Annotated in this window: 22 protein-coding genes; 15 read left to right on the top strand and 7 right to left on the bottom strand. The window is 67.7% G+C overall.

Going from position 1 to position 23214, the window contains the following annotated elements; all coding sequences use genetic code 11:
• Positions 1-2679: a DNA translocase FtsK gene (locus F3H32_RS14390; protein WP_149766437.1), complete on the top strand. Its 2679-nt coding sequence runs from the start codon at positions 1-3 to the stop codon at positions 2677-2679.
• A gap of 30 nt (positions 2680-2709) precedes the next feature.
• Here F3H32_RS14390 and F3H32_RS14385 read toward each other — a convergent pair whose 3' ends face one another.
• From F3H32_RS14385 to fliF, 7 genes are all read right to left on the bottom strand, one after another.
• Positions 2710-5796 (bottom strand): efflux RND transporter permease subunit, encoded by a 3087-nt coding sequence (locus F3H32_RS14385; RefSeq protein WP_149766436.1) that lies wholly within the window; start codon positions 5794-5796, stop codon positions 2710-2712.
• Positions 5793-6890 (bottom strand): efflux RND transporter periplasmic adaptor subunit, encoded by a 1098-nt coding sequence (locus F3H32_RS14380; protein ID WP_188128672.1) that lies wholly within the window; start codon positions 6888-6890, stop codon positions 5793-5795. The genes F3H32_RS14385 and F3H32_RS14380 overlap by 4 nt, the downstream gene beginning before the upstream one ends.
• Positions 6890-7984, bottom strand: a complete 1095-nt coding sequence (locus tag F3H32_RS14375; RefSeq protein ID WP_149766434.1) for an efflux RND transporter periplasmic adaptor subunit — start codon at positions 7982-7984, stop codon at positions 6890-6892. Before F3H32_RS14375 ends, F3H32_RS14380 begins: the two co-directional genes overlap by 1 nt.
• 184 nt (positions 7985-8168) lie before the next feature.
• Positions 8169-8903 carry a flagellar type III secretion system pore protein FliP gene (gene fliP, locus F3H32_RS14370; protein ID WP_149766433.1) on the bottom strand — a complete coding sequence of 245 codons (735 nt, stop codon included), beginning with the start codon at positions 8901-8903 and terminating at the stop codon, positions 8169-8171.
• Positions 8903-9160 (bottom strand): FliM/FliN family flagellar motor switch protein, encoded by a 258-nt coding sequence (locus tag F3H32_RS14365; protein WP_149766432.1) that lies wholly within the window; start codon positions 9158-9160, stop codon positions 8903-8905. The genes fliP and F3H32_RS14365 overlap by 1 nt, the downstream gene beginning before the upstream one ends.
• 1 nt (position 9161) lies before the next feature.
• Positions 9162-9722, bottom strand: a complete 561-nt coding sequence (locus tag F3H32_RS14360) for a hypothetical protein (protein WP_149766431.1) — start codon at positions 9720-9722, stop codon at positions 9162-9164.
• Positions 9719-11287: a flagellar basal-body MS-ring/collar protein FliF gene (fliF, locus tag F3H32_RS14355; RefSeq protein ID WP_149766430.1), complete on the bottom strand. Its 1569-nt coding sequence runs from the start codon at positions 11285-11287 to the stop codon at positions 9719-9721. The genes F3H32_RS14360 and fliF overlap by 4 nt, the downstream gene beginning before the upstream one ends.
• A 116-nt stretch (positions 11288-11403) precedes the next feature.
• On the opposite strand from fliF, the gene F3H32_RS14350 reads away from it, so the two are divergent.
• The 14 genes from F3H32_RS14350 (at position 11404) to glpK (ending at position 23124) form a co-directional block, all read left to right on the top strand.
• Complete coding sequence (locus F3H32_RS14350) at positions 11404-11886, top strand: flagellar basal body-associated FliL family protein (RefSeq protein WP_149766429.1); 483 nt, start codon at positions 11404-11406, stop codon at positions 11884-11886.
• Positions 11883-12230 carry a hypothetical protein gene (locus F3H32_RS14345; RefSeq protein ID WP_115756591.1) on the top strand — a complete coding sequence of 116 codons (348 nt, stop codon included), beginning with the start codon at positions 11883-11885 and terminating at the stop codon, positions 12228-12230. The genes F3H32_RS14350 and F3H32_RS14345 overlap by 4 nt, the downstream gene beginning before the upstream one ends.
• Positions 12223-12765 carry a MotE family protein gene (locus F3H32_RS14340; protein WP_149766428.1) on the top strand — a complete coding sequence of 181 codons (543 nt, stop codon included), beginning with the start codon at positions 12223-12225 and terminating at the stop codon, positions 12763-12765. Before F3H32_RS14345 ends, F3H32_RS14340 begins: the two co-directional genes overlap by 8 nt.
• Positions 12766-12773: 8 nt before the next feature.
• A complete protein-coding gene (motA, locus tag F3H32_RS14335; RefSeq protein ID WP_149766427.1) occupies positions 12774-13640 on the top strand; it encodes a flagellar motor stator protein MotA in 867 nt (288 codons plus the stop codon).
• A complete protein-coding gene (locus tag F3H32_RS14330) occupies positions 13637-13909 on the top strand; it encodes a hypothetical protein (RefSeq protein WP_115756594.1) in 273 nt (90 codons plus the stop codon). Before motA ends, F3H32_RS14330 begins: the two co-directional genes overlap by 4 nt.
• Positions 13906-15987 (top strand): FHIPEP family type III secretion protein, encoded by a 2082-nt coding sequence (locus F3H32_RS14325; RefSeq protein WP_149766426.1) that lies wholly within the window; start codon positions 13906-13908, stop codon positions 15985-15987. Before F3H32_RS14330 ends, F3H32_RS14325 begins: the two co-directional genes overlap by 4 nt.
• Positions 15984-16742 carry a flagellar biosynthetic protein FliR gene (locus F3H32_RS14320; RefSeq protein ID WP_149766425.1) on the top strand — a complete coding sequence of 253 codons (759 nt, stop codon included), beginning with the start codon at positions 15984-15986 and terminating at the stop codon, positions 16740-16742. The genes F3H32_RS14325 and F3H32_RS14320 overlap by 4 nt, the downstream gene beginning before the upstream one ends.
• Entirely contained in the window at positions 16739-17845 is a 1107-nt protein-coding gene (gene flhB / locus F3H32_RS14315; RefSeq protein ID WP_149766424.1) for a flagellar type III secretion system protein FlhB, read from the top strand. The genes F3H32_RS14320 and flhB overlap by 4 nt, the downstream gene beginning before the upstream one ends.
• Positions 17842-18228, top strand: coding sequence for a hypothetical protein (locus tag F3H32_RS14310; RefSeq protein WP_149766423.1), 387 nt, complete (start codon positions 17842-17844; stop codon positions 18226-18228). The genes flhB and F3H32_RS14310 overlap by 4 nt, the downstream gene beginning before the upstream one ends.
• A gap of 443 nt (positions 18229-18671) precedes the next feature.
• On the top strand, positions 18672-19316 hold the full coding sequence (locus F3H32_RS14305; protein WP_149766422.1) for a TetR/AcrR family transcriptional regulator: 645 nt from the start codon (positions 18672-18674) through the stop codon (positions 19314-19316).
• A gap of 189 nt (positions 19317-19505) precedes the next feature.
• Positions 19506-19844 carry a hypothetical protein gene (locus F3H32_RS14300; RefSeq protein WP_149766421.1) on the top strand — a complete coding sequence of 113 codons (339 nt, stop codon included), beginning with the start codon at positions 19506-19508 and terminating at the stop codon, positions 19842-19844.
• 14 nt (positions 19845-19858) lie between these two features.
• The gene (locus tag F3H32_RS14295) at positions 19859-20122 is read left to right on the top strand and encodes an I78 family peptidase inhibitor (protein WP_223191467.1); all 264 of its coding nucleotides are present in this window, start codon (positions 19859-19861) and stop codon (positions 20120-20122) included.
• A gap of 176 nt (positions 20123-20298) precedes the next feature.
• A complete protein-coding gene (kynU, locus tag F3H32_RS14290; protein ID WP_149766420.1) occupies positions 20299-21543 on the top strand; it encodes a kynureninase in 1245 nt (414 codons plus the stop codon).
• 93 nt (positions 21544-21636) lie between these two features.
• Entirely contained in the window at positions 21637-23124 is a 1488-nt protein-coding gene (gene glpK / locus F3H32_RS14285) for a glycerol kinase GlpK (protein WP_149766419.1), read from the top strand.
• Positions 23125-23214 lie beyond the last annotated feature (90 nt).

Below are 23214 nucleotides of genomic sequence, written 5' to 3'. Positions count from 1 at the left end.
ATGGCGAGCTGGCAGGCGAAGCACCGCGATCCGTTGTTTGACCAAAGCACGCAGGCGGCGCTGGAACGGCGCGGCAAGGAATTGCTGGGCGCGGGGCTGGTCATCCTGGGCGTGCTGATCGCCATGATGCTGGTCAGCTATTCCCCCGAAGATCCCAGCTTCCTGTCGGCGACCGACCAGCCGGCACATAACTATCTGGGCCGTTTCGGCGCCTATGTCGCCTCGGCGCTGTTCATGATCTCGGGCTACGGCACCTGGGTGCTGGTGGTCGGCGCCGTCGCCTGGGGGTTGCGGCTGATGCTGCACCGGGGCGAAGAACGGATCATGCGCGGCGTCTTTCTGCCCATCGCCATGGTGCTGGTGTCGATCTATGCCACCTCGATGGCGCCGCCGCCGGAATGGACGCAAAGCTTTGGCCTGGGCGGGCATCTGGGCGACATGCTGATGGGCGGCATGCTGTCGGCCATGCCGATGAAGGCATCGGTCGCGATCAAGCTGCTGGCGCTGCTGACCGCCATCGGCACCGTCGCCTTCCTGGCCTTCGTGCTTGGTTTTGACCGCAAGGAACTGTCGGCCATCGGCACCTTCCTGCGCGAGGGGCTGGCCACCGCCCGCGTTCTGGCGCTGCATGCGGTGGATCGCGGGGTCCGGCTGTCTTCGGGTGCGGCGCGCGGGCTTCAGTCCCGCACCGAGGCCCGGCGCCAGCGCGTCGGCCGCGCCGGTTCCGCCGCCCTGCCGCAGGCGCCCCGCCCGGCACTGCCCGGCCTGCGCCCGGCGCCCGCGCCCCTGGCGCAGGACCGCGATTTCGCGCCCGAGCCCGAACTGATCGACCCCGAAACCCATTATTCCGAGGATGACGAGCCACCTTCGCAAGCGGCGGTCAGTGCCCGGATCAGCGATGCGATCCGCAGCCGCGCCGACGGCAAGGGCCTGCTTTCGGCGGTGACGGCGCGGCTGACCGGCGGTCGCGCCGCCGCCGCCCCCGCGCGTCACGAGCCGCCGCTGCGCGCCGGCGAGGATGACGAAGACGAGGATTTCGCCGAACCCGTCGCCGCCGCGCCCTTCGGCGCCGAAACGCCGCGGGTGGTGGTGCCGCCGAAAAAGCCCGCCCCCTCGCGCCAGGCGCAATCCGAGGCGCAGCCGGCGCTGCGTTTCGACGAGGCGGCCAGCCATTACGAGCATCCGCCGCTGTCGCTTCTGACCGCGCCGGCCACCGTCGAACGCCACCAGCTTTCGCAAGAGGCGCTGATGGAAAACGCCCGCATGCTGGAGGCGGTGCTGGACGATTACGGCGTCAAGGGCCAGATCACCGAGGTCCGCCCCGGCCCGGTGGTCACGCTTTACGAGCTGGAACCGGCGCCGGGGCTGAAAGCCAGCCGGGTGATCGGGCTGGCCGACGACATCGCGCGGTCGATGTCGGCGCTGTCGGCGCGGGTCTCGACCGTGCCCGGCCGCTCGGTCATCGGGATCGAACTGCCCAACACCCGGCGCGAAAAGGTGGTGCTGCGCGAAATCCTGGCCGCGCGCGCCTATGGCGACGGCACCCAGCCGCTGCCCCTGGCCTTGGGCAAGGACATCGGCGGCGGCCCGGTGGTGGCGAACCTGGCCAAGATGCCGCATCTTTTGATCGCCGGGACCACCGGCTCGGGCAAGTCGGTGGCGATCAACACCATGATCCTGTCGCTGCTCTACAAGCTTTCGCCCGAGGAATGCCGGCTGATCATGATCGACCCCAAGATGCTGGAACTGTCGGTCTATGACGGCATCCCGCATCTGCTGTCCCCGGTCGTCACCGATCCGAAAAAGGCGGTGGTGGCGCTGAAATGGGTCGTCGGCGAGATGGAGGAACGCTATCGCCGCATGTCCAAGATGGGCGTGCGCAACATCGAGGGCTATAACGGCCGCGTCCGCGAGGCGCTGGACAAGGGCGAGCTGTTCAAGCGCACCGTCCAGACCGGCTTTGACGAGGATACCGGCGAGCCGGTCTTCGAGACCGAGGAATTCCAGCCCGAGACCTTCCCCTATATCGTCGTCATCGTCGATGAGATGGCCGACCTGATGATGGTGGCCGGCAAAGAGATCGAGGCCTGCATCCAGCGCCTGGCGCAGATGGCGCGGGCATCCGGCATCCACCTGATCATGGCGACGCAGCGCCCCTCGGTCGATGTCATCACCGGCACGATCAAGGCGAACTTCCCGACCCGGATCAGCTTCCAGGTCACGTCGAAAATCGACAGCCGCACCATCCTGGGCGAGCAGGGGGCCGAGCAACTGCTGGGCCAGGGCGACATGCTGTATATGGCCGGCGGGTCCCGCATCACCCGCGTCCACGGGCCTTTCGTTTCCGACGAAGAGGTCGAGGAGGTGGTGAACCACCTGAAATCCTTTGGCCCGCCCAGCTACATGTCCGGCGTGGTCGAGGGTCCGGACGAGGAGCGCGCCGACAGCATCGACCAGGTGCTGGGGCTGTCCACGGGCGAGGGCGGCGACGCCGAGCTTTACGACCTGGCCGTCGCCATCGTCGCCAAGGACCGCAAATGCTCGACCAGCTATATCCAGCGCAAGCTGGCCATCGGCTATAACAAGGCCGCGCGCCTGGTCGAGCAGATGGAGGAACAGGGCGTCGTCACCCCCGCAAACCACGTCGGCAAGCGCGAGGTTCTGGTCCCGGAAGTATAGCCGGGCGGCGGCCGGGAGCGCCCGGCGATTTCAGGCCGCCGGCGTCGCGGCAGGATCGGCGGCGGCTGGCGGGTCCTTGGGCGGACGCACGCCGAAAACGGCGCAGTAAAGCGCCGGAACGAAGACCAGCGTGACCAGGGTGCCGGCGATGATGCCGCCCATCATCGCGAATGCCATCGGCCCCCAGAACACCTGCCGCGAAATCGGGATCAAAGCCAGGCTGGCTGCGGCTGCCGTCAGCAGGATCGGACGCGCACGGCTGTCCGAGGCGCGGAAAACCGCATCCCATTTCGCATGGCCGCCGGCGATCAGCATCTGGATTTCATGCACCAGGATCACCGAGTTGCGGATCAGGATGCCGATCAGCGCCAGGATGCCCAGGATCGCCACGAAGCCCATCGGCACGCCAAAGGGCAAAAGCGCCGCAACCACCCCGATCAGCCCCAGCGGCGCGGCGGCAAAGACGATCAGCGACAGCCGGAAGCCCTGCATCTGCACCATGACCAGCGTCGCCATGATCAGCAGCATGATCGGCACCACCGCGGCGATGGGCTGCTGGCTTTCTGCCGAGGTTTCGACCGTGCCGCCGACGACGACGCTGACGCCGGGGGGCAGGCCGGCCTGGAATTGGGCGATCTTCCCGGCCAGCGCCTCGACCAGCGTCGCGGGCTGGTCCTTGCTGGCGATGCCGGCCTTGACCGTCACCGTCGGCAGGCCGTCGCGCTGCATGATCAGCGGCTGTTCGGTATCATATTCCAGCTTGGCCAGCGAGGCGAGCGGGATCGGGGTGCCTGTCGGCGTCGCCAGTTGCAGGTTCTGGATCGATTCCAGCGATTCGCGATCCGCTTGCGCGCCGCGCGCCACCACGTCGATCAGGAAGATCCCGTCGCGCAACTGGGTGATGGTGCGGCCGTTGAACGTGCCCGACAGCGCGCCCGCGATATCTTCGTTGGTCAGGCCCAGCCGGCGGGCCTGGTCCTGGTTGACCTGCAAGCGGACCACGCGGGCAGGTTCGTTCCAGTCCAGCGCGATGTCGCGCAGCCGCGGTTCGGTCGCCAGCACCGCCGCCAGGTCGCGCGCCGCGTCGCGGGCCTGGATCAGATCGGGAGACGAGATGCGATATTGCACCGGCTTGCCGACCGGCGGCCCGATTTCCAGGTTCTTGACATAGATGTCGGTGCCGACAAGCTCGCGCCCCGCGAATTCGACCAGCCGCGCCTTGAGCCGGTCGCGCGCCGCCAGGTTCGGGGTCTGGATCACGATCTGGCCCATATAGGGGCCGGGCGTGGGCACATCCATCGACAGGATGAAGCGCGGCGCGCCGCGGCCGACATAGGTGGTCCAGAACAGCGCGTCCTGTTCCTGGGCCAGCATCGCCTCGATCCGGGCCATGTCGGCATCGGTCTTGGCGATCGAGGCATTGGCGCGTTCGGTCACGTCCACGATGATCTCGGTCCGGTCCGAGGTCGGGAAGAATTGCTGCTCGACAAAGCGCATTCCCGCCACCGAGACCGCAAAGACCGCAAGCGTGACCAGGATGGTCAGCCAATTGTGGCGCATGGCCCATAAAAGCAGGCGGTGGAACTGACGCCGCGCCCAAGTCGGCTGTTCGGATTTGTGCGCCATGGTCGCCGGCAGCAGGGTGACGCCCAGAAGCGGCGCGAACAGCACGGCGACGATCCAACTGACGATCAGCGAGACGGCGATCACCACGAACAGCGAAAAGGTGAACTCGCCCGCCGCCGAGCTGTTCAGCCCGATGGGGATGAAGCCCGCCACCGTGACCAGCGTGCCGGTCAGCATCGGGAAGGCGATGGAACTCCAGGCATGGCTGGCGGCCCGTTCCAGGCTGTCGCCGACTTCGAGCCGCGAGATCATCGTCTCGATGGCGATCATCGCATCGTCGACCAGAAGCCCCAGCGCGATGATCAGCGCGCCAAGCGAGATCCGTTGCAGGGTGATGTCATAGATGTCCAGGATGATGAAGGTGATCGCCAGCACCAGCGGAATGGTCAGCGTCACCACGAAGCCCGCGCGCAGGCCCAGGCTGACGAAGCTGACCAGCAACACGATGGCCACCGCCTCGGCCAGGGCCTGGACGAAATGGCCCACGGCATCCTTGACCACGCCCGGCTGGTCGGCGAACTTGGCCATCTCGATGCCGATGGGCAGGTCCTGCGCCACCTTGGCCATCAGCGCATCGACCTGCTCGCCGAACTCCAGGATGTTGCCGCCATCGCGCATGCCGATCTGAAGGCCGACCGCCGCCTTGCCGTTATAGCGAAACAGCGCGCTCGGCGGGTCTTCGTAGCCGCGGCTGACAGTGGCCACGTCGCCGATATTGAAGAAGCGGTCGCCGACCCGCAGGTTCACCGCGGCAATCGATTCGGCGTCGTCGAACTGCCCGCCGACGCGCACCAGCACCTGTTCGGGCCCGGCCTGCACGATGCCCGAGGGCGAAATCGCGTTCTGCACCGCCAGGGTCTGCACCACCTGGTTGTGATTCAGCCCCAAAGCCGCCAGCCGCGCCGACGAAAACTCCAGGTGGATCCGCTCCTTGCGCACCCCCAGAAGCATGGTCTTGCCGGCCATGGGCAGCGCCTGGACCTGCTTGCGGATGTTTTCGACCCGATCGCGCAGTTCGCGGTGGGTAAAGCCGTCGGCGGTGAAGGCATAGATGTTACCGAACACGTCGCCGAAATCGTCGTTGAACTGAAACCCCTGGAATTCTTGCGGAAATTCCGGACGGATGTCCGACATCATGCTGCGCACGCGCTTCCAGACCTCGGGGACGTGCGGGCCGCGGATGGTCGGGTCCAGTTCCAGATAGACCACCGCCTGGCCCGGCATGGTGACAGAGCGGGTGAATTTCAGCTCGTCCAGTTCCTCGAGCTTGGTTTCGATCCGGGTCGTGACCTGGTCCAGCGTGTCCTCGATCGTGGCGCCGGGCAGCGAGGCGCTGATCACCATGATCTTGACGGTGAAGTTCGGGTCCTCCTCGCGGCCAAGCCGCAGATAGCCGAGCGTACCCGCAATCATCGAGACGATCAGCAGGAACCACACCAGCGAGCGATGATGCAGCGCCCAGTCGGACAGGTTGAAGCCGCGGTGGGTCATGGTGTCACGCTGGCTCCCACGATTTGGCCCTCGGTCAGGGAATGGATGCCGCGGATCACCACCTCTTCGCCCTCGGCAAGGCCCGAGGCGATGGTCAGGCGCCCGCCCGGCGCCGGGCCGGCGGTCTGCACGCGGCGCAGGGCCACGGTGGCCCGGTCGCCGTCGCGGCTGACCACCCAGACCAGTTCGGCGCCATCGCGTTCAAGCACGGCGGCCTGGGGCAGGACCAGCCGCGCGGCGGCGGCGCCGGCCGGGCGGGCGCGCACCAATGCCCCCAAGCGCAGGTCCGCATCCTGTTCCAGCGCCAGATGGATGCGCCGGGTCCTGGTCGCGGCATCCGCCACCGGCTCGATCTGCGACACGGTCGCGGGCAGGATGCGGCCGGGTTCGTTTTCCGTCCAGACCTCGTAGGGGTCGCCCTGCCTGACGCGGGACAGGACGGTGTCGGGCAGGTCGATCACCGCCTCGATCCCGTCCTGGGTCGAAAGCCGCAGCACCGGTTCGCCCGCGCTGACGACCGCGCCGGCATTGGCAAAGGTCGCGCTGACCACCCCGTCAAAGGGCGCGCGCATCTCGGCGAAGCCGGCGGTATCGCGGGCGCGGACCAGTTCGGATTGCGCCTGCTGCGCGGCGGCCTGCGCGGCGGCCAGCGCGCGCTCGGCCTGTTCCAGTTGCGCGGTCGAGGCCACGTTGCGCCCCGCCAGCGCCCGCGTGCGCTGGGCCGTGGCCTCGGCGGTGCGCAGTTCGACCTGCGCCGCCTCGACCGCTGCCTGCGCCGCGCGGACATCGCCTTGCAGATCGTCGGGGTTCAGCGTCGCCATCACATCGCCGCGCCGGACGACATCGCCGATATCGACATTGCGCGCCGTCACCCGGCCAAGGGTCTGGAAGCCCAGGGCGACCTCGATCCGGGCCACGATCACGCCGGGAACGGAATGGCCGGCGGCCTGGGTGTCGCCGACAAGGATGCTGACCACCGGGCGAATGCCGGCGGCGGGCGCGGGTGGCGGCTTTTGCCAGGGCAGGTCAAAGCCGGAAGCCGCCCCCGCCAGCGCCAGCAAGACCAGAAATGCCGTGATCGGGCCCTTGTGCATCAGTCTTGCCCCGTGGATGAGGATGCGTCCGTCACCAGCCGGCCCGGATAAAGCATTTGCGATCCCGCCCCGACCACGGTCTGACCGGGGCTGACCCCGGCGCCCAGGATGACCCGGCCATTGGCAAAGCGCTCGATCTGCACCGCGGTCAGCGTGACCCGGCTATCGTCGCCGACCAGCCAGACGGCCGGGCCGCTTTCCATCGAAGTCAGCGCGGTCCAGGGCACGGCAATGCCGCGGCCGGCGGGGAAATGCACGGCGCCGCGCACCGCCGCGCCCAGCAGGCTGGCGGTCGGCGGGGCGTCGTCGATTTCCGCCCGCACCGTGACCGATCCGGTGGCCGGATCGACCAGCGGCGCGATTTCCGTCACGCGCGCGGTCATGTGCAGATCGGGAAAGTCGATCCCCGTCAAGCTGACGGGTGCGCCCACCGCATCGCGCAGCAGCGGCGTGTCGGGGGTCTGGAACACCGCCTCGCGCCCCGTCGCCGAGGCCAGCGAGATCACCTTTTGCGCCGCCCCCACGATCTGTCCCGGATCTGCCCAGCGGGCGGTGACGATGGCGTCGCCGGGGGCCCGGATCACCGTGTCGTCCAGCGCGCGCCGTGCCTGGCCAAGCGCCGCGCGGGACCGCGCCAGCCCGCCGCTGGCCGAGGACAGCGCCTGGCTTGCCATATCCAGCGCCGCCCGCGTGCCCACGCCGCGTTTCAGCATCGCATCCGCGCGCTCCAGCGCCTGGCTTGCCTGCGCCTCGGTCGCCTCGGCCGCGGCCACCGCCGCCTGGGCCACGCGAAGCGCCTGTTCCTGTTGCAGCGGATCGGTCCGGGCCAGCGATTGGCCCTGGGTGACGCGGTCGCCTTCGCGCACCAGGACTTCGCTGATGCGGCCGCCCAGCCGGAAACCGATATCGACGCTGTCCTTGGCCTGCACGGTGCCGGTCAGCGCGGCATCAAAGGTCAACTCGGCGCTTTCGACCTGGACGAACTCGACCCGCAGGGTCGTCTGCGCCTGGGCAGGCTGGACGGCCGGGACCAGCGCAAGGACCAGCAGAAACCGGCGCAGCGCGTTCCCGCCGCCGCCCCGCCGGCTTCTCATGCCCGTTCGGATGTCCAAGTTCCCTGCTCCTGAAGCGCCGGGCTGCATGGCCTGGCGGATATGGCTTTGATCCGGGCCGCCGCGCGGCGCCACTGCGACATGCGAATACATCCCCTTGCCCGATGACCGGACCGGCGCGGACCGGGCGCGGCGAGTCCGGCCTCGATCTGCGGATGCCGGCCCGCTATTGATAGCTGCGCACCAGCGCCGCCGCAATCATGCCCCAACCGTCCACCACGACAAAGAAGGCCAGCTTGAAGGGCAATGCCACGACCACCGGCGGCACCATCATCATGCCCATCGACATCAGCACCGCCGACACAACCAGGTCGATGATCAGGAAAGGCAGCGCCACCAGAAAGCCGATTTCGAAGGCGCGCTGGATCTCGCTCAGCATGAAGGCCGGGACCAGCACGGACAGCCGGTCGGGCGGTGCCTGCGGATCGGGCGCGACCTCGGCCAGGGCTGCCATCATCTCGGGGTCGGTGCGCTGCTCCATGAAGCCGCGAAAGGGCACGATGCCGCGTTCGAAGGCTTGCGTGACGGTGATCTGGCCGTCGCGAAGCGGTGCGCCCGCGACATCCCAGGCCTCGGTCAGCACCGGGTTCATCACGAACCAGGTCAGGAACATGGCCAGGCTGACGATCAACATGTTCGGCGGCGATTGCTGCAATCCCATGGATACGCGCAGGATCGACAGCACCGTGACGATAAAGGGAAAGCAGGTGACCATGATGGCGATGCCCGGCGCCAGCGACAACGCCGTCATGACCGCCAGAAGCGTGATCGAGTGCCTGCCGATGCCGCCGGCCACGGCGTCCAGCCCGGCCGCGTCGACAAGCGGCAGCTCCTGCGCCAGGCCGGCCTGCGGCAATGCCGCCGCAAGCACCAGCGCCGCAACGACGGGAAGCCGCCGCATCACGCCGCGCCGGCCGGGCCAAGGATGCGGACGCAAAGCCTGTTGTCGGTCTCGTCCCCCGAGACGAGTTCGCCGCGGGCGATGACCTTGTCGCCGACGCAGATCTCGACGCCGTCCGACATGTCCTGGTCCAGTGTCAGGATGTCGTCGGGCCGCAGGCGCGAAAGCTCGGCGACGCTTAGCCGCGTGGCGCCCAGCCGGATGGTGATTTCGACCTGTATCTGGTCTGTGGCGATCAGGCTTGCAATATCGTCCATGTCACTCCCCGGTCTTGATGTCGTCGATGATTGCTTTCAACCTCGCGGTGAAAAGCGAAGGGTCCAAGATGATGCTGCCCTGGCCCGCGGCCAGCTCCACCCTGTCCAGCCCGGCCGAAAGAGGCTCGATCCGGGCCTGGAGAAAGCGCGCGCGGTCAATGCAATCCGCCAGATCCGGTTGCAGGTCCTGGGGACAGCGCAGGATCACGGTGCGATCGGGCACATGCTCGACGATCCGCGCCAGTTCTTCGCCCAGTGCATGCCGCAGCCGCTCTTTTTCCGAGCGCGGTCCCAGCAGGTCGACGATCGTGTGCAGCACCGGCGCCAGCGCGGCGCGCAGTTCGCGGCGCAGCGCGGCTTCGGCTTGCTGGCTGGCCTGCATGTCGCGGCCCAGCTCGGCCAGCGTGTCGGTCAGGGCATCCAGGCTGCCTTCGCGCCCCTCGGCCAGGCCCTTTTCGTAGCCCAGCTGAAAGGCTTCTTCGCGCGCGGCCGCCGCCGCAAGCTGCGCCCCGGTAGATGGACCCGAGGAAAAGGAATCAAGGCGAAGCACCGCCGGTCTCATAGCGCATCCTCACGTTTTTCGATCCAGCCCGACAGGATTTGCAGGCTTTCGTCCTTGCGCGATTTCATCAGCTCTTTCAGCCGGCCGACCGGATCGCCTTCGCCCGCGCCCATCGGGGTGAAGTCGATCTCGGAAAGGACATGGGCGGCGCCCGTGGCCGGGGGCGGTTCGCCCTTGGCGACTGCAAGGGCCGGCAGCGGTTCGGATCGGTCCAGCAGCGCCTGGCCGGGATCGCCAGCGGGCCTGGAGCGCAAAAGCGGTCGCAGCAGGAACGCCGCCAGGGCCAGGGCGAAAAAGCCGACCAGGGCGATCCGGATCAGTCCGTTCAGGTCCAGCCTGGACAGGAAGCCGCCGGCGCTGGCCAGGGTGCCCGCCTCGGACAAGGAGGCGAAGGGCAGCGATTTCAAGGTTATCGCATCGCCCCGCGCCTCGTCGAAGCCCACGGCCGAGGCGACGAGTTCGCGAAGTGCCTGCAACTCGGCCTCTTCGCGCGGGACCTGCACGATGTCGCCATTCGCTTCGGTCCGGGTGGTGCCGTTGACCAGCACGGCGACCGTCAGGCGCCTGGTGGCGCCGGGCTGGCGCGTCACCTCGCGGGTGACCTTGCTAACCTCGAAATTCGAACGTTGGCGGGTTTCCGACCGCGAGGACCGGCTCTGGTCCCCGGCATTCTCCTGGCCCTCGGGCAGGTTCGAGGCGGCCGTGACCGCGCCTTGCTGGGCATTGCTGCTTTCATCGGCGCTTTCCTCGCTTTCCTGCGAGATCAGCGCGCGTTCCTGCGGGTCGAAACGCTGCTCGGTCAGCAGCTCCGATTCGTTGACCACATCCAGGTGCAACTCGACGATGGCATTGCCATGGCCGACATGGGCCGCCAGGATGCGTTCGACATTGCGCTTCATCTCGGCCTCGCGGTCCTCGCCGGCGAAATCCTCGCCCGAGGAAACGACACCGCGTTCGCTGTCGATCACCGCAACGCGGTCCGCCGACATGCCCGGCACGCCCGAGGAAACCAGGAACTTCAGTGCCTTGGCCTGGTTGCGGCCGATCGGCGTGCCGTTGGTCGTCAGCGTCACCGAGGCGGTGGCCTCGGCCTCGCGCCGATAGCCGCGGCCCTGGGGCACCGCCAGATGGACGCGCGCCGCCTTGACGTTGGGCAGGGCCAGGATGGTGCGCGCCAACTCGCCCTCCTTGGCGCGCCAATAGGCGGCGTCGAACATCTGCGAGGTGGTGCCAAAGCCCGACATGCCGTCCAGGATCTCGTACCCGCTGCTGCCGGCCGAGGGCAGCCCTTCGCCGGCCAGCGCCATGCGCAATTCGTCCCGCCGGCTTTCCGCGACCCAGATCGAATCGCCGCGGATTTCATAGGCGATACCGGATTTTTCCACCGCCGCCATGACGGCCCCGGATTCCTGCGGATCGAGCCCGGAATAAAGCAGCGCCATGCCCGGCCGGCTGGCCAGCCATGACAGCCCGGCAATGGCGGCAAACGTGAACAGGAAAGCCGCCGCCAGCACAGCCCTTTGTCTTGCGCTTCTTTCGCGCCAGTAGTCCTGCAACTTCAGCAAAGCCGCCCCCTTCTCGAATCGCCTTGATCCTTGTCGCGACCTTCATGGCACGGGGGCGATTAAGAATTGGTTAGCCCGCAGGTGATATCCAGACCCCGGACGGATGGAGAATCACCATGACCGATGTCGCCGACATCAACACGGAAGAAAAACCCCGCGGGGGGATCGGCCGCATCCTGCTGCCGCTGGGCCTGGCCGTGGTCTTGGGCGGGGCGGGATTTGCCTCGACCTGGCTTGGCTTCTGGTCGCCCATGTCGTTTTTCGCCGCCAAGGAAAAGGCCGCCGAGGCCGAGGCGGCGCCCGCCCTGGTCTTTGTCGACATTCCCCAGATCGTTCTGACGCTGGCCGGGCCGCGGGCGCGGACCCTGGTGATGACGATCAAGATCGAGACCGACCAGGCCCGCCGCGCCGAGGTCGAGCATCTGATCCCGCGCCTGCTGGACGGCTTCAACAGCTTTCTGGCGGATATCGACCCGACGGCCTTCGAAAAGCGGGGCGCCCTGGACATCGTGCGCGACGAACTGGCGACGCGCGCCATCCATGTCCTTGGCAAGGAAGCCTTCACCGATGTCCTTATCACGGAGTTCAGGGTCCAATGACGATTGCCCAGCTTTTACAGATCATTCTCATTGCCTTTAGCGTCGGGCTGTCGGGCTTTTGCTTCATGCTGGCGCGGCGGCTGCGCAAGCTCAACGACCTGGAAACCGGGCTGGGCGGCGCCATCGCCGTCATGACCAGCGAGATCGGGAGGCTGGAGAAATCCATCCTTCTGGCCAAGGCCGAAGCCACCGCGGCGACCCAGGCGCTTGCCGACGAGATCGAGCGGGCCAAGCAGGAGCGCGCCTTCTGGATGTTGCAGCAGAAATTCGCCGAGGCGGGACCGCCGCGGCCGGCCCGGCTGCAACGCCGCCGCAGGCGGGAAGGGGCGGTGGCCGATGCGTAAGCCGATCCTGTCATTCCTGGGCGGCGTGATGATCCTGGCCGCGGCCGGCCAGGCAGTGATGCTGATGGACGGGCTGTCGCGGTTGACGGCCCATGCCGAGCCGTCCGAACTGATGGCGGGCTGCACCGACGTTCCCGAAGCCGTGACGCTGGCCGAGACGCTGCGCGAGCGTGCCCTGCGCATCGACCGCTACATGCAGGACATGGACCGCCGCAAGGCCGAGATCGCCTTTGCAGAAAAGCAGCTGACCGAAAGGCTTGTCGAACTGCGCAAGCTCAAGCAGCAGATCGCGCAAGGCAGGCAGGGCCAGGACCACGTCCAAACCGAGGATATCGCGCGGCTGATCGCGGTCTATGACCAGATGAAGCCCGAACAGGCGGCGATGGTCCTGTCGAACCTGCCGCCTGATTTTGCCGCGCAGATCCTGGCTCGGGTCCAGCCCGAGACCGGCGCGCGCATCATGGCCGCGGTCGAGCCGGGCCATGCCGCGGTCCTGACCTCATACATGGGCGCCCTTCGGGCTGCCGGGAAATAGGTGAATACATGTTCGGCATGATCGGCATTGTCGTGACCTTCGCGATGGTCTTCGGCGGGTATATGATGGCGGGGGGCAAGCTGGGGGTGATCCTGCACTCGCTGCCCTTCGAGATGATGATGATCGGCGGTGCCGCGGTCGGCTCGTTCCTGCTGTCGAACGAAACGGCGGTCATCAAGCAGGCGCTTGGCGGCATCGCGCGCTCGCTCAAGGGGCCGCGCTGGCATGAAGCCGACGTCCAGGCCGTGCTTTGCCTGATGTTCCAGTTGCTGCGGATCGCGCGCACCAGCCCCGTCGAACTGGAGGAGCATATCGAAAACCCCCAGGCCTCGCCGATCTTCCAGGCCTATCCTCGCATCCTGGGCGACGAGCATGTGGTGACGCTGATCGCCGACACGCTGCGTTCCGCCAGTCTGAACTATGACGACCCCTATCAGGTCGAGGAGATGCTGTCGCAACGCATCGGCCTGATGAACGAAGAGGCGATGCATGCGCCGCATGCCTTGCAGAACATGGCGGATGCCCTTCCCGCCCTTGGGATCGTCGCGGCCGTGCTGGGCGTCATCAAGACCATGAGCTCGATCGACCAGCCGCCCGAGGTGCTGGGCAAGATGATCGGCGGCGCGCTGGTGGGCACCTTCCTGGGCGTATTCCTGGCCTATGGCATCGTTGCGCCCTTTGCCCAGCGGCTAAGCGCCGTGACCAAGCAGGACCAGGCTTTCTATGACGTGATCAAATCCGTTCTGGTGGCGGGCCTGCACCAGCACGCGACCAATCTTTGCGTCGAGGTGGGCCGGCAATCCGCGCCCGAACATGTGCGCCCGTCCTTCGGCGCGCTGGAAACCGCGCTGCGCGAGTTGAAGAGGGCGTCGTGATCGCGCTGATGATCCTGTCCGCCGCATTGGCTGCCGAACCCGCGGGGCAAGCCGCGCCGACCCGTGACGGGCTTATCCGCGATGCGACGCAGCGGCTGCTTTACGGCGAGCCGCTGCCGGCTGACATCGACGACCAGCTCATGCGGCTTTCGCCGCCGGACCGGATCGAAGTGCTGATCTTTCTGCGCCGTTCCGGCATGCTGGCCGGCCCGGCCTGGAGCATCGAGCGCCTGCTTGAACCCGCAAGACCCCAGGGGCCCGCGCAATGAGCATCGCCGAGACACCCGCAGCAGGCCGGGCGGCGCGGCCGCTGATCATCACCGGGATGCTGGTGCTGATCGTGCTGTCCATGGTGATCCCGCTGCCGGCGGGGCTGCTGGACCTGGGGATCGCGCTGTCCATCGCCAGCGCGACGCTGATCCTGGTCATGGCGTCGCTGGTGGAAAAGCCCACCGATTTCCAGGCATTCCCGGTCCTGCTGCTGGTGTCGCTGCTGATCCGGCTGTCGCTGAACATCTCGTCTACGCGGCTGATCCTGACCGACGGCCAGAACGGCACCGCCGCGGCCGGCCATGTCATCCAGGCCTTTGCCGAATTCGTCGCCGGCGGCTCGCTTTTGGTGGGCTTGACGGTTTTTGCGGTGATCACGGTGGTGAACTTCATGGTCATCACCAAGGGATCGGGGCGCATGGCCGAGGTCTCGGCCCGCTTCGCGCTGGATTCGCTGCCCGGCAAGCAATTGGCGATCGACGGCGACCTGAACTCGGGCGCCATCGACCATGACGAGGCCAAGCGCCGCCGCGCCCGCGAACAGCGCGAGATCAGCTTTTTCGGCTCGCTCGACGGGGCGTCGAAATTCGTCAAGGGCGATGCCATCGCCGGGCTGGTCATCACGCTGATCAACCTGTTCGTCGGCCTGGCGGCGGGGATCCTGCACGGGATGCCCGTGGCCGAGGCGCTGACGACCTATTCCAAGCTGACCATCGGCGACGGCCTGGTCAGCCAGATCCCGGCGCTGATAACCTCGATGGCGGCGGCGCTGCTGCTGTCGCGGGGCGGCGCGACCGAGACGACGGCCGACCTTTTGTCGCAGCAGTTTCTCAGCAGCTGGCAGGTTCCCTTTGTCGCGGCGGTGGGGATGCTGGTCATCGGCATTGTGCCCGGCATGCCCACCCTGGTGTTCTTTGCCCTGGCGGCGGCCCTGGGCGCGGCCGCCTGGTTCATCCACAGCCGGCGCGGCCTGGCCCCCGCCGCCCAGGCTGCGCCGGCCGAGCCGAAGCCGGCCACCCCAGCGCCGTCACGGATCGGCGACGTGCTGGACACGGACGAGATCTGCGTCGAGATCGGCGCCGGGCTGATCGTCAGCGCGCTTGATCCCGCGCGCGGCCTGGGCCAGCGCATCACCAATCTGCGGCTGCACATCGCCCGTGCCTATGGGCTGATCCTGCCCGATGTCCGCATCACCGACGGAACGGGTTTCCAGGATGGCGAATATGTCATTCGCTTGCAGGGCGTGGTGCGCGGCAAGGGCATGCTTCGGCCCAGGGGCGTGCTGGCGCTGGGCGCGGAGGCGACGCTTGAGGGGCTGGACGGCGACAGCGTCCGCGAGCCGGTCTATGGCAGCGCCGCCCGCTGGATCGCCCCCGAAAACCAAGAGGAGGCTGCCATCGCCGGGGCCACCGTGGTGATGCCGATGGAGGTATTGTCAACGCATCTGATGGAGGTGGTCAAGACCCACCTGCCGGCATTGCTGACCTTGTCGTCCATGCAGCGCATGATCCGCGAACTGGGCAGCGTTTCGGACGAGCATCGCGCCCAGCTGAACCAGCGCTTCTTCGACAGCATGCTGCCCGACAAGGTCTCGCCCGAGCTGCTTCTGGCGGTGCTGCGCGGCCTGCTGGACGAACGCATCTCGGTGCGCAACCTGGTGCTGATCACCGACGCCGTTCACGAGGCGCGCAACGCGGCCACGCCCGAGGCCGTCTATGAACAGGTGCGCAAGCGCCTGCGCGGCCAGATCACCGAGCAGTTCCTGGACCCCGAGGGTTATCTGGGCCTGTTGCAACTGCATCCGCAATGGGAGGCCGAGATCGCCCGCGCCGAAACCGAAGGCGCCCGCACCGGCGGCGGCGCCCTGCCGCAGGTCCAGAAAAGGCTGGCGGATGCGATGCAGGCGGCGCTGGCCGAATTGCCCCCCGGCACCGAGGTGGTCCTTGCCGTGCCCGATCACCGCCGCCGCCTGCTGCGCATGATGCTGTCTTCGGCCGGGATCGCGACCCCGGTGCTGGGCCTGGACGAAATCGATCCGGCCGCGCAGATCCGGCTGCGCGGAACGGTGGCGGCATGACCCTGTCCCTGGCCGACCCGCATCTGGCGGCGCTGCTGGTCACCTTGCTTCTGGCCTATTGCAGGGTCCAGGCCTGCTTTCTGATGCTGCCCGTCTTGTCCGAGCGGGCAATGCCGGTCCGGGTGCGCGCGGCGCTGGCCATGGCGCTGACGCCGCTGCTGGCGGAACAGGCCCAGCCGCCGGGCCAGATCGGCAGCCTGCTGGGCCTTGCCGCGCTGGCCGGGGCCGAGATCCTGTCGGGGCTGGTGTTGGGCGGGCTGGTACGGCTGTTCGCGGCCGCGCTGGACATAGCGGCGACGGCCATTGCCGCGACCGCCTCGCTGTCGCAACTGATCGGCGCCGCCAACGAATACTCTCCGCATCCGATCGGCAACCTTCTGCACCTGGCCGGGATGGCGCTTCTGGTGGCGCTGGGCTTCCCGGTGCTGGCCTTCGACCTGCTGCATGAAAGCCTGGTGCTGCGGCCGCTGGGGGCGTGGCCGCAGGTTTCCGAACTGCTGCCCAGCGCGGTTTCCCTGGTCCGGCAAAGCTTTGTCCTGGCCATGCTGCTGGCGGCGCCATTCATCCTGGGCGGGTTTCTGTTCCAGGTGCTGTCGGGCATGATCAGCAAGGTCATGCCGACGCTGCCGGTGGTCTTCATCATCGCACCGGGCGCGATCCTGATGGCGCTGCTGGGGCTGGCGGTGCTTGCGCCCGCGATCCTGGGGATATGGGCCGATGCGGTCCTGGACCGGATGGGGAGCTTGCTGAGATGAGCCAACAGGACAGCGACGACAAGCAATACGACGCCTCGGAAAGCAAGCTGCGCAAGGCGCGGCAGGAAGGCGACGTTCCCCGCTCGACCGAGTTGCAGTCGGCGCTGATGTATCTGGGCTTCTGGTTCGCGGCGCTGTTCGCGGCGGTCTGGGCCGTTCCGGCCTGGATCGGCATGGCCGCGCGCGCTCTGGGCGGCGAGCCGTGGCCCGATGCCGATGGCCGCCCCGTCACCGACCTGGCCCGCGCCCTGGCCGGTCAGGCCGGGCTTGCGACCCTGGCCGGGGTGGCGATCATGGCGCTGCCCGTCGTGCTGGGCATGGTGGCGCAGCGCTCGATCGTGCTGACCCCCAAGAAGCTGCTGCCGGACGTCAAGCGCATCAATCCGGTCAAGAATGCCGGCCAGAAATTCGGCAAAAGCGGGCTGGCCGCCTTTGCGATCTCGCTGGGCAAGGCGCTGCTGGTCGGCCTGGGCGGCTGGTTTCTTTACGCCTCGCTTCTGTCCTGGCTGCTGTCCTCGGGCGGCATGCAGGATCTGCAATGGGTGGATGGCCTGCGGCTGATCCTGGACCGGGCGGTGCTGCTGGCGCTGGGCATCGGCGCGATCTTCGCCATCATCGACCTGGTCTGGAAGCGGCTGGAATACCTCAAGCGGCACCGGATGTCCCGCCAGGAGATGCAGGACGAGCACAAGGAAAACGAAGGCGATCCGCATCTGAAGGCCGCCCGCCGGCAGAAGGGGATGGACATCGTCCTGAATTCGATGCTGGCCGATGTCGAACGGGCCGACGTGATCATCGTCAACCCCACGCATTACGCGGTGGCGCTGGAATGGAAACGCGGCAGCGGCCGCGCGCCGGTCTGCCTGGCCAAGGGCGTGGACGATGTCGCCCGCCGCATCCGCGAGCGTGCGAACGACCATCAGGTGCCGATCTGGTCCGATCCGCCTTGCGCCCGCGCCCTGCATGCCTCGGTCGAGATCGGGCAGGAAATCCGGCCCGAACATTTCGCGCCGGTCGCGGCCGCCATCCGCTTTGCCGAGGCCATGCGCAAGAAGGCACGCGAGGGCTGGGGCGGTCCCCTGCGCCCAAGGACGCCGCAATGAACCGCAACCGCCATGCCCTGGCCGGGCTGGAACGGATCGCCCGGCTGAAATCCGACCTTGAAATGCGCCGCCTGGCCGCCTTTCGCGCGCATGTCGAGGCAACGCGCCACCGCATCGACCAGTTGGAGGCGGAACTGGATTCGATCTATCGCGCCGATGGGCCGTTCTCGATCGCCCAGGCGCGGCTGACGAATGCCATGGCCGGGGAACGCAGCCGCGCGCTGTTGGCGGCCGAACATGAACTTGACCGCATGTTGCCGGGCTTTGAACAGGCCCGGCAGGTCGCGGCGCGCGCCTTTGGCCGCGCCGAGGCCGTGCATGCCTTGCGGATGGAGCTGCTGGCGCAGGATCGCCAGGACCAGGACAGGCGGGACGGGCCATAATACCGTCGCGCCGCGCGATCCCATCCTGCCCTGCCGCCGCAGGCAAGCGCCGCCGTCCCGCGGCGGCGAATCAGGAACGCCGGCCCCCCGTCCAGCCAGGGGGTTTGCGGGGCGGGAACGGGGGGCGGGTCTGTCGCCGCATTCGTGCAACAGCAGGTTGCGCCCCAGCGTCGGGCGGGAAGCGCCGGGTTTGTGCGGCATTTTCGTCGCCCGCGTCACTAGGCCGCCCCCGATGCGACGATTTTCTATTGATCAGCGGCGACCGCTCGGTCAATCAAGAGCGAGGTTTAGACATATTGGACTTCACCGCGCAAAGACTTTGCAACAAATCCGCTTTGTCTTATGAGCGGGACGGCTCGATTTGCGACGGCGTTATGGTGTCTGAGTTCTGTCCTGCGACAGGATGCGCAGGGCAAGTTAAGGAGTAATGAGGGGGTTCTTGGATGCCTAAGGCTCTTCCGGTGACGCGCGGCCGCAAATTCCTGCAAGTGCTGGAGGGCGCCCGGACAATCTTCATGCGAGACGGGTTCGAAGGGGCAAGCGTCGACGACATCGCCCGCGAGGCCGGCGTTTCCAAGGCGACGCTCTACAGCTATTTTCCCGACAAGCGCGCCATGTTCATGGAGGTGTTTCGCAACGAGCTTTCCCGCGAAGCTGCGGATGCGAGCGCCCTGATCGAAGTGGACCTGCCGGTCGAGCAGGTCCTGCCCTTTGTCGTGCAGATCATTTCGGCGCATATGATTTCGGAATTCGGGATGCGCATCTATCGGGTCAGCGTCGGCGAGGCCGAACGCTTCCCCTCGCTTGCACAGGAATATTACGAATCCGGCCCGGCGCTATTGCGCCGGCAGTTGATCGGCTATCTGGACCGCTGCATCCAGCGCGGGGAATTGCGCATTCCCGATCTGGAACTGGCCGCCGATCAGCTGATCGAACTGGCAGGCGTCACCATTCACGACCGGGCGCCGTTCCTGGGGCCGCAATCGGTGGACAAGGAGTTGATGCGCAAGGTCAATCGCAGCGCGGTTTCCATGTTCCTGGCCTGCTACGGCAACGGGCGCAATGCGCTGGCCGAAGCCGCGGAATAGGCACGCCGGCAAGGCGCGTCCCGGACCGCCTTGGCGCGCCTGGCGGCTGCGCCCTGGCGCCGCGGCCAGGCTAGGCCGCCGCCGCGAAAGCGCGCAATCCGCCGCGTGGTCGGCCGACGGCCGCTTCTCATTTTGCCGATGCACCTTTATGATGCCCGGCCGGAAATTCTTTTACTGGATGGTTGCCTGATGACCCGACTGCTGATCGCCTTCCTTGCCCTGGCCCCTTTGGCCGCCTGCGCCCCGGCCTATCAGACCGCGCCGGACCCGGTGCCCGCCGTGGCGCCGCTGCCGCCGGTTCCGGTGGGCGGTATCAGCGGGCTGGAAGCGCGCGAACCCGATGCCTGCCATGCCAAAGACTATCTGTCCGCACTGGGCCAGCCCGGCAGCACCATCCCGACGCTGGGCCTGACCCGCGACTATCGCGTCGTCGAATATCGCGGCATCGAGCCGCAGGAATACGACCCGCTGCGCATCGTCTTCCGGCTGGATGCGGCCGGCAATATCTACAATATCGACTGCGGCTGATGCGAAGGGTCCTGATGCTGGCGCCGCTTTGGCTGCTGGGTGCCTGTGCCCAGGCGCCGGCACCTGCGCCGACCGTGGGGGCGGGGGCGGAAACCTGCCCGGCCGCGTCCTTTCGCGGCCTGACGGGCCAGCCGCGCGGCGTTCTGGACCGGATGACCTTGCCGGCCGGCACACGGATCATCGGCCCGCGCGATGCGGTGACGATGGACTACAACCCCGGCCGCATGAATTTCGAGATCGGCGAGGATGGCCGGATCGCCAAGCTCGGCTGCTATTGAAGCGGCGCGGGCGGCCTGTCGGCGGCCCGGCCAGCATCGCCGCGGCCAAGCGCGCGCGGCTTTCGGATGGTGCAGCCGCCGGGCCTGCGGGTATGGTCGGCCAGCGCGGGTCCTTCCCGGCGCAGGACCAGCCCCTGCACCCCGACGCATGCCAGGATGAACAGCCAGGACAGGACATGACCCTTTTCGACCGAAGCGAGATCGAGGCGATGGATGCGCGCGACCCCCTGCGCGGATTGCGCGATGCCTTTGTCCTGGCCCCCGACGAAGTGTATCTGGACGGCAATTCCCTGGGCGTCCCGACCCATGCCGCGCAAGCAGAACTGCTGCGCGCGGCCCGCGACGAATGGGGCGGCGACCTGATCCGCAGTTGGAACAAGGCGGGCTGGTTCGACCTGCCGGTCGAACTGGGCGACCGCATCGGGCGGCTGATCGGCGCGGCGCCGGGCCAGGTGGTGGTATCCGATACGACTTCGGTGAATATCTACAAGGCGTTGCATGCCGCGATGGCGCTGCGGCCGGGGCGCAGGACCATCCTGGCCGAGGGCGGCAGTTTCCCAACCGACCTTTATATCGCCGAAGGCGTGGTCTCGACCCTGCCCGGTGCAAGGCTGCGGCTGGAGGGCGTGGACAGCCCCGCCATCGAGCAGATGCTGGACGGCGATGTCGCCGCGGTGCTGGTCAATCATGTGAATTACAAGACCGGCGCGCTGCGCGACATGGCCGCGCTGACCGCCCGCATCCACGCGGCCGGCGCCCTTGCCATCTGGGACCTTTGCCACTCGGCCGGGGCGCTGCCGGTGGAACTGGACGCCGCAGGGGCGGATTTCGCCGTGGGCTGCACCTATAAATACCTGAACGGCGGGCCGGGCTCGCCCGCCTTTGTCTATGCGGCGCAGCGGCATCTGGGACAGGCGCGCCAGCCGCTGAGCGGGTGGTGGGGCCATGCCCGGCCCTTTGCCTTCGAGACCGGATATGAGGGCGATCCCGGCATCCGCCGCTTTCAATGCGGAACCCAGCCGATCCTGTCGATGCGGGCGCTACAGGGGGCGCTGGCGATCTGGGACGGCGTGGACATGGCCGCGCTTAGGGCCAAAAGCCTGGCGCTGACCGATCTGTTCATCCAGCAGGTCGAGGCGCGATGCGCCGGGCTGGGCCTGCGGCTGGAAAGCCCGCGCGACGGTGCAAGGCGCGGCAGCCAGGTGGCCTTTGGCCATGATCATGCCTGGCAGGTGATGCAGGCGCTGATCGCCGGCGGCGTGATCGGCGATTTCCGCGCGCCCGCCACGCTGCGCTTTGGCTTTGCGCCGCTTTACCTGCGCCATATGGACGTGCTGCGCGCCGCCGAGACGCTGGAGCAGGTCCTGAAAAGCGAATCCTGGCGCGATCCGCGCTTTGCCGCCAGATCCGCGGTGACATAAGGGCCGGCCCATCCGGCCAAAGGCGCAAGCCGCTTGACCCGCGGATGGCTGCGGTGCAGCCTGCCGCGACCCGTCAAAGCCAGCAGGCCGCCGATGACCCATATCCTTGCCATCGACCAGGGCACCACCTCGTCCCGCGCCATCCTGTTCGATGCGTCCCTGCGCGTGGTGTCCAGCGCCCAGCATGAATTCGCGCAGCATTTCCCGGCCTCGGGCTGGGTGGAGCATGACGCCTCGGACCTGTGGGTCACGGTGGCGGGGGTGGCGCGGGCGGCCGTCGAAAAGGCGGGGGCAAGGCCCCAGGACATCGCCGCCATCGGCATCACCAACCAGCGCGAGACCACGCTGCTTTGGGACCGCAGGACCGGCCAGCCGCTTCACCGCGCCATCGTCTGGCAGGACCGCCGCACCGCCGGGCTGTGCAACCGGCTTCGGGACGACGGGCACGAGCCGATGATCACCGCCCGCACCGGCCTGCTGCTCGACCCCTATTTCTCGGGCAGCAAGCTGAAATGGCTGCTTGACAATATCGACGGTGCGCGGGGGCGGGCGCAGCGCGGCGAACTGGCCTTTGGCACCGTGGATAGCTGGCTGATCTGGAACCTGACCGGCGGCAAGGTCCATGCCACCGATGCGACCAATGCCGCCCGGACCCTGCTTTACAACATCGCCGAAAACCGCTGGGACGCCGATATCTGCGCCCTGCTGGACATCCCCATGGCGCTTTTGCCCGAAGTGCGCGATTGCGCCGACGATTACGGGCGGACGCGCGCCGACCTGTTCGGGCGCGAGATCCCGATCCTTGGCGTCGCCGGCGACCAGCAGGCGGCGACGGTGGGCCAGGCCTGTTTTGCACCGGGGATGGCGAAATCGACCTATGGCACCGGTTGTTTCGCGCTGCTGAACACCGGCACCCAGCGGGTGGCGTCAAGGAACCGGCTGCTGACCACCATTGCCTATCGGCTGGACGGCCGCACCACCTATGCGCTGGAAGGGTCCATCTTCATCGCCGGCGCGGTGGTGCAATGGCTGCGCGACGGGCTGGGCCTTATCCGGCAGGCCGCCGAAACCCAGGCCCTGGCCGAGGCGGCTGACCCGGCGCAGGACCTGGTGCTGGTCCCGGCCTTTACCGGGCTTGGCGCGCCCTATTGGCGGCCGGACTGTCGCGGCGCGGTCTTCGGCCTGACCCGCAATTCCGGCCCGGCGGAATTTGCCCGCGCGGCGCTGGAAAGCGTGGGTTTCCAGACCCGCGACCTGCTGGACGCGATGCGGGCGGACTGGTCCGACGCGGCGGGCAGCGTGTTGCGCGTCGATGGCGGCATGGCGACGAGCGACTGGACGATGCAGTTCCTGGCCGACATCCTGGGCGCGCCGGTGGATCGCCCGCGCGTGACCGAGACCACGGCGCTTGGCGCAGGTTATCTCGCCGGGCTCCGGGCCGGCATCTGCCCTGCGCCCGAGGAATTTTCCCGCGCCTGGGCGCTTGAGCGCCGTTTCGAACCCGCGATGGCCCCGCAGCAACGCGAGGCGCGCCATGCGAGATGGAAAAAGGCGGTGCAGGCGACCATGCAGGCGGCCTAGGCTGCGGACTCATAATTCCTCATCCACAGCCTTGAGCATGCCATGAGGACGGCGGCGAGGTAGTTTTCCGCCGTCTTCTCGTATCGGGTG

The organism is Paracoccus thiocyanatus (assembly GCF_900156255.1).
Lineage (GTDB): Bacteria > Pseudomonadota > Alphaproteobacteria > Rhodobacterales > Rhodobacteraceae > Paracoccus > Paracoccus thiocyanatus.
Note: the sequence above shows the minus strand (reverse complement) of the source record. Positions and strands in the feature narration are given on the sequence as shown.

Bases quoted from the DNA above. Each gene is read 5' to 3' on its own strand.
- F3H32_RS14385 (WP_149766436.1), bottom strand. From the start codon at position 5,796: ATGACCCACCGCGGCTTCAACCTGTCCGACTGGGCGCTGCATCATCGC.
- F3H32_RS14380 (WP_188128672.1), bottom strand. From the start codon at position 6,890: ATGCACAAGGGCCCGATCACGGCATTTCTGGTCTTGCTGGCGCTGGCG.
- flhB (WP_149766424.1), top strand. From the start codon at position 16,739: ATGAGCCAACAGGACAGCGACGACAAGCAATACGACGCCTCGGAAAGC.
- F3H32_RS14305 (WP_149766422.1), top strand. From the start codon at position 18,672: ATGCCTAAGGCTCTTCCGGTGACGCGCGGCCGCAAATTCCTGCAAGTG.
- F3H32_RS14365 (WP_149766432.1), bottom strand. From the start codon at position 9,160: ATGGACGATATTGCAAGCCTGATCGCCACAGACCAGATACAGGTCGAA.
- F3H32_RS14375 (WP_149766434.1), bottom strand. From the start codon at position 7,984: ATGAGAAGCCGGCGGGGCGGCGGCGGGAACGCGCTGCGCCGGTTTCTG.
- glpK (WP_149766419.1), top strand. From the start codon at position 21,637: ATGACCCATATCCTTGCCATCGACCAGGGCACCACCTCGTCCCGCGCC.
- kynU (WP_149766420.1), top strand. From the start codon at position 20,299: ATGACCCTTTTCGACCGAAGCGAGATCGAGGCGATGGATGCGCGCGAC.
- F3H32_RS14310 (WP_149766423.1), top strand. From the start codon at position 17,842: ATGAACCGCAACCGCCATGCCCTGGCCGGGCTGGAACGGATCGCCCGG.
- fliP (WP_149766433.1), bottom strand. From the start codon at position 8,903: ATGCGGCGGCTTCCCGTCGTTGCGGCGCTGGTGCTTGCGGCGGCATTG.
- F3H32_RS14325 (WP_149766426.1), top strand. From the start codon at position 13,906: ATGAGCATCGCCGAGACACCCGCAGCAGGCCGGGCGGCGCGGCCGCTG.
- F3H32_RS14320 (WP_149766425.1), top strand. From the start codon at position 15,984: ATGACCCTGTCCCTGGCCGACCCGCATCTGGCGGCGCTGCTGGTCACC.
- F3H32_RS14360 (WP_149766431.1), bottom strand. From the start codon at position 9,722: ATGAGACCGGCGGTGCTTCGCCTTGATTCCTTTTCCTCGGGTCCATCT.
- F3H32_RS14300 (WP_149766421.1), top strand. From the start codon at position 19,506: ATGACCCGACTGCTGATCGCCTTCCTTGCCCTGGCCCCTTTGGCCGCC.
- motA (WP_149766427.1), top strand. From the start codon at position 12,774: ATGTTCGGCATGATCGGCATTGTCGTGACCTTCGCGATGGTCTTCGGC.
- F3H32_RS14340 (WP_149766428.1), top strand. From the start codon at position 12,223: ATGCGTAAGCCGATCCTGTCATTCCTGGGCGGCGTGATGATCCTGGCC.
- F3H32_RS14390 (WP_149766437.1), top strand. From the start codon at position 1: ATGGCGAGCTGGCAGGCGAAGCACCGCGATCCGTTGTTTGACCAAAGC.
- F3H32_RS14295 (WP_223191467.1), top strand. From the start codon at position 19,859: ATGCTGGCGCCGCTTTGGCTGCTGGGTGCCTGTGCCCAGGCGCCGGCA.
- F3H32_RS14350 (WP_149766429.1), top strand. From the start codon at position 11,404: ATGACCGATGTCGCCGACATCAACACGGAAGAAAAACCCCGCGGGGGG.
- F3H32_RS14345 (WP_115756591.1), top strand. From the start codon at position 11,883: ATGACGATTGCCCAGCTTTTACAGATCATTCTCATTGCCTTTAGCGTC.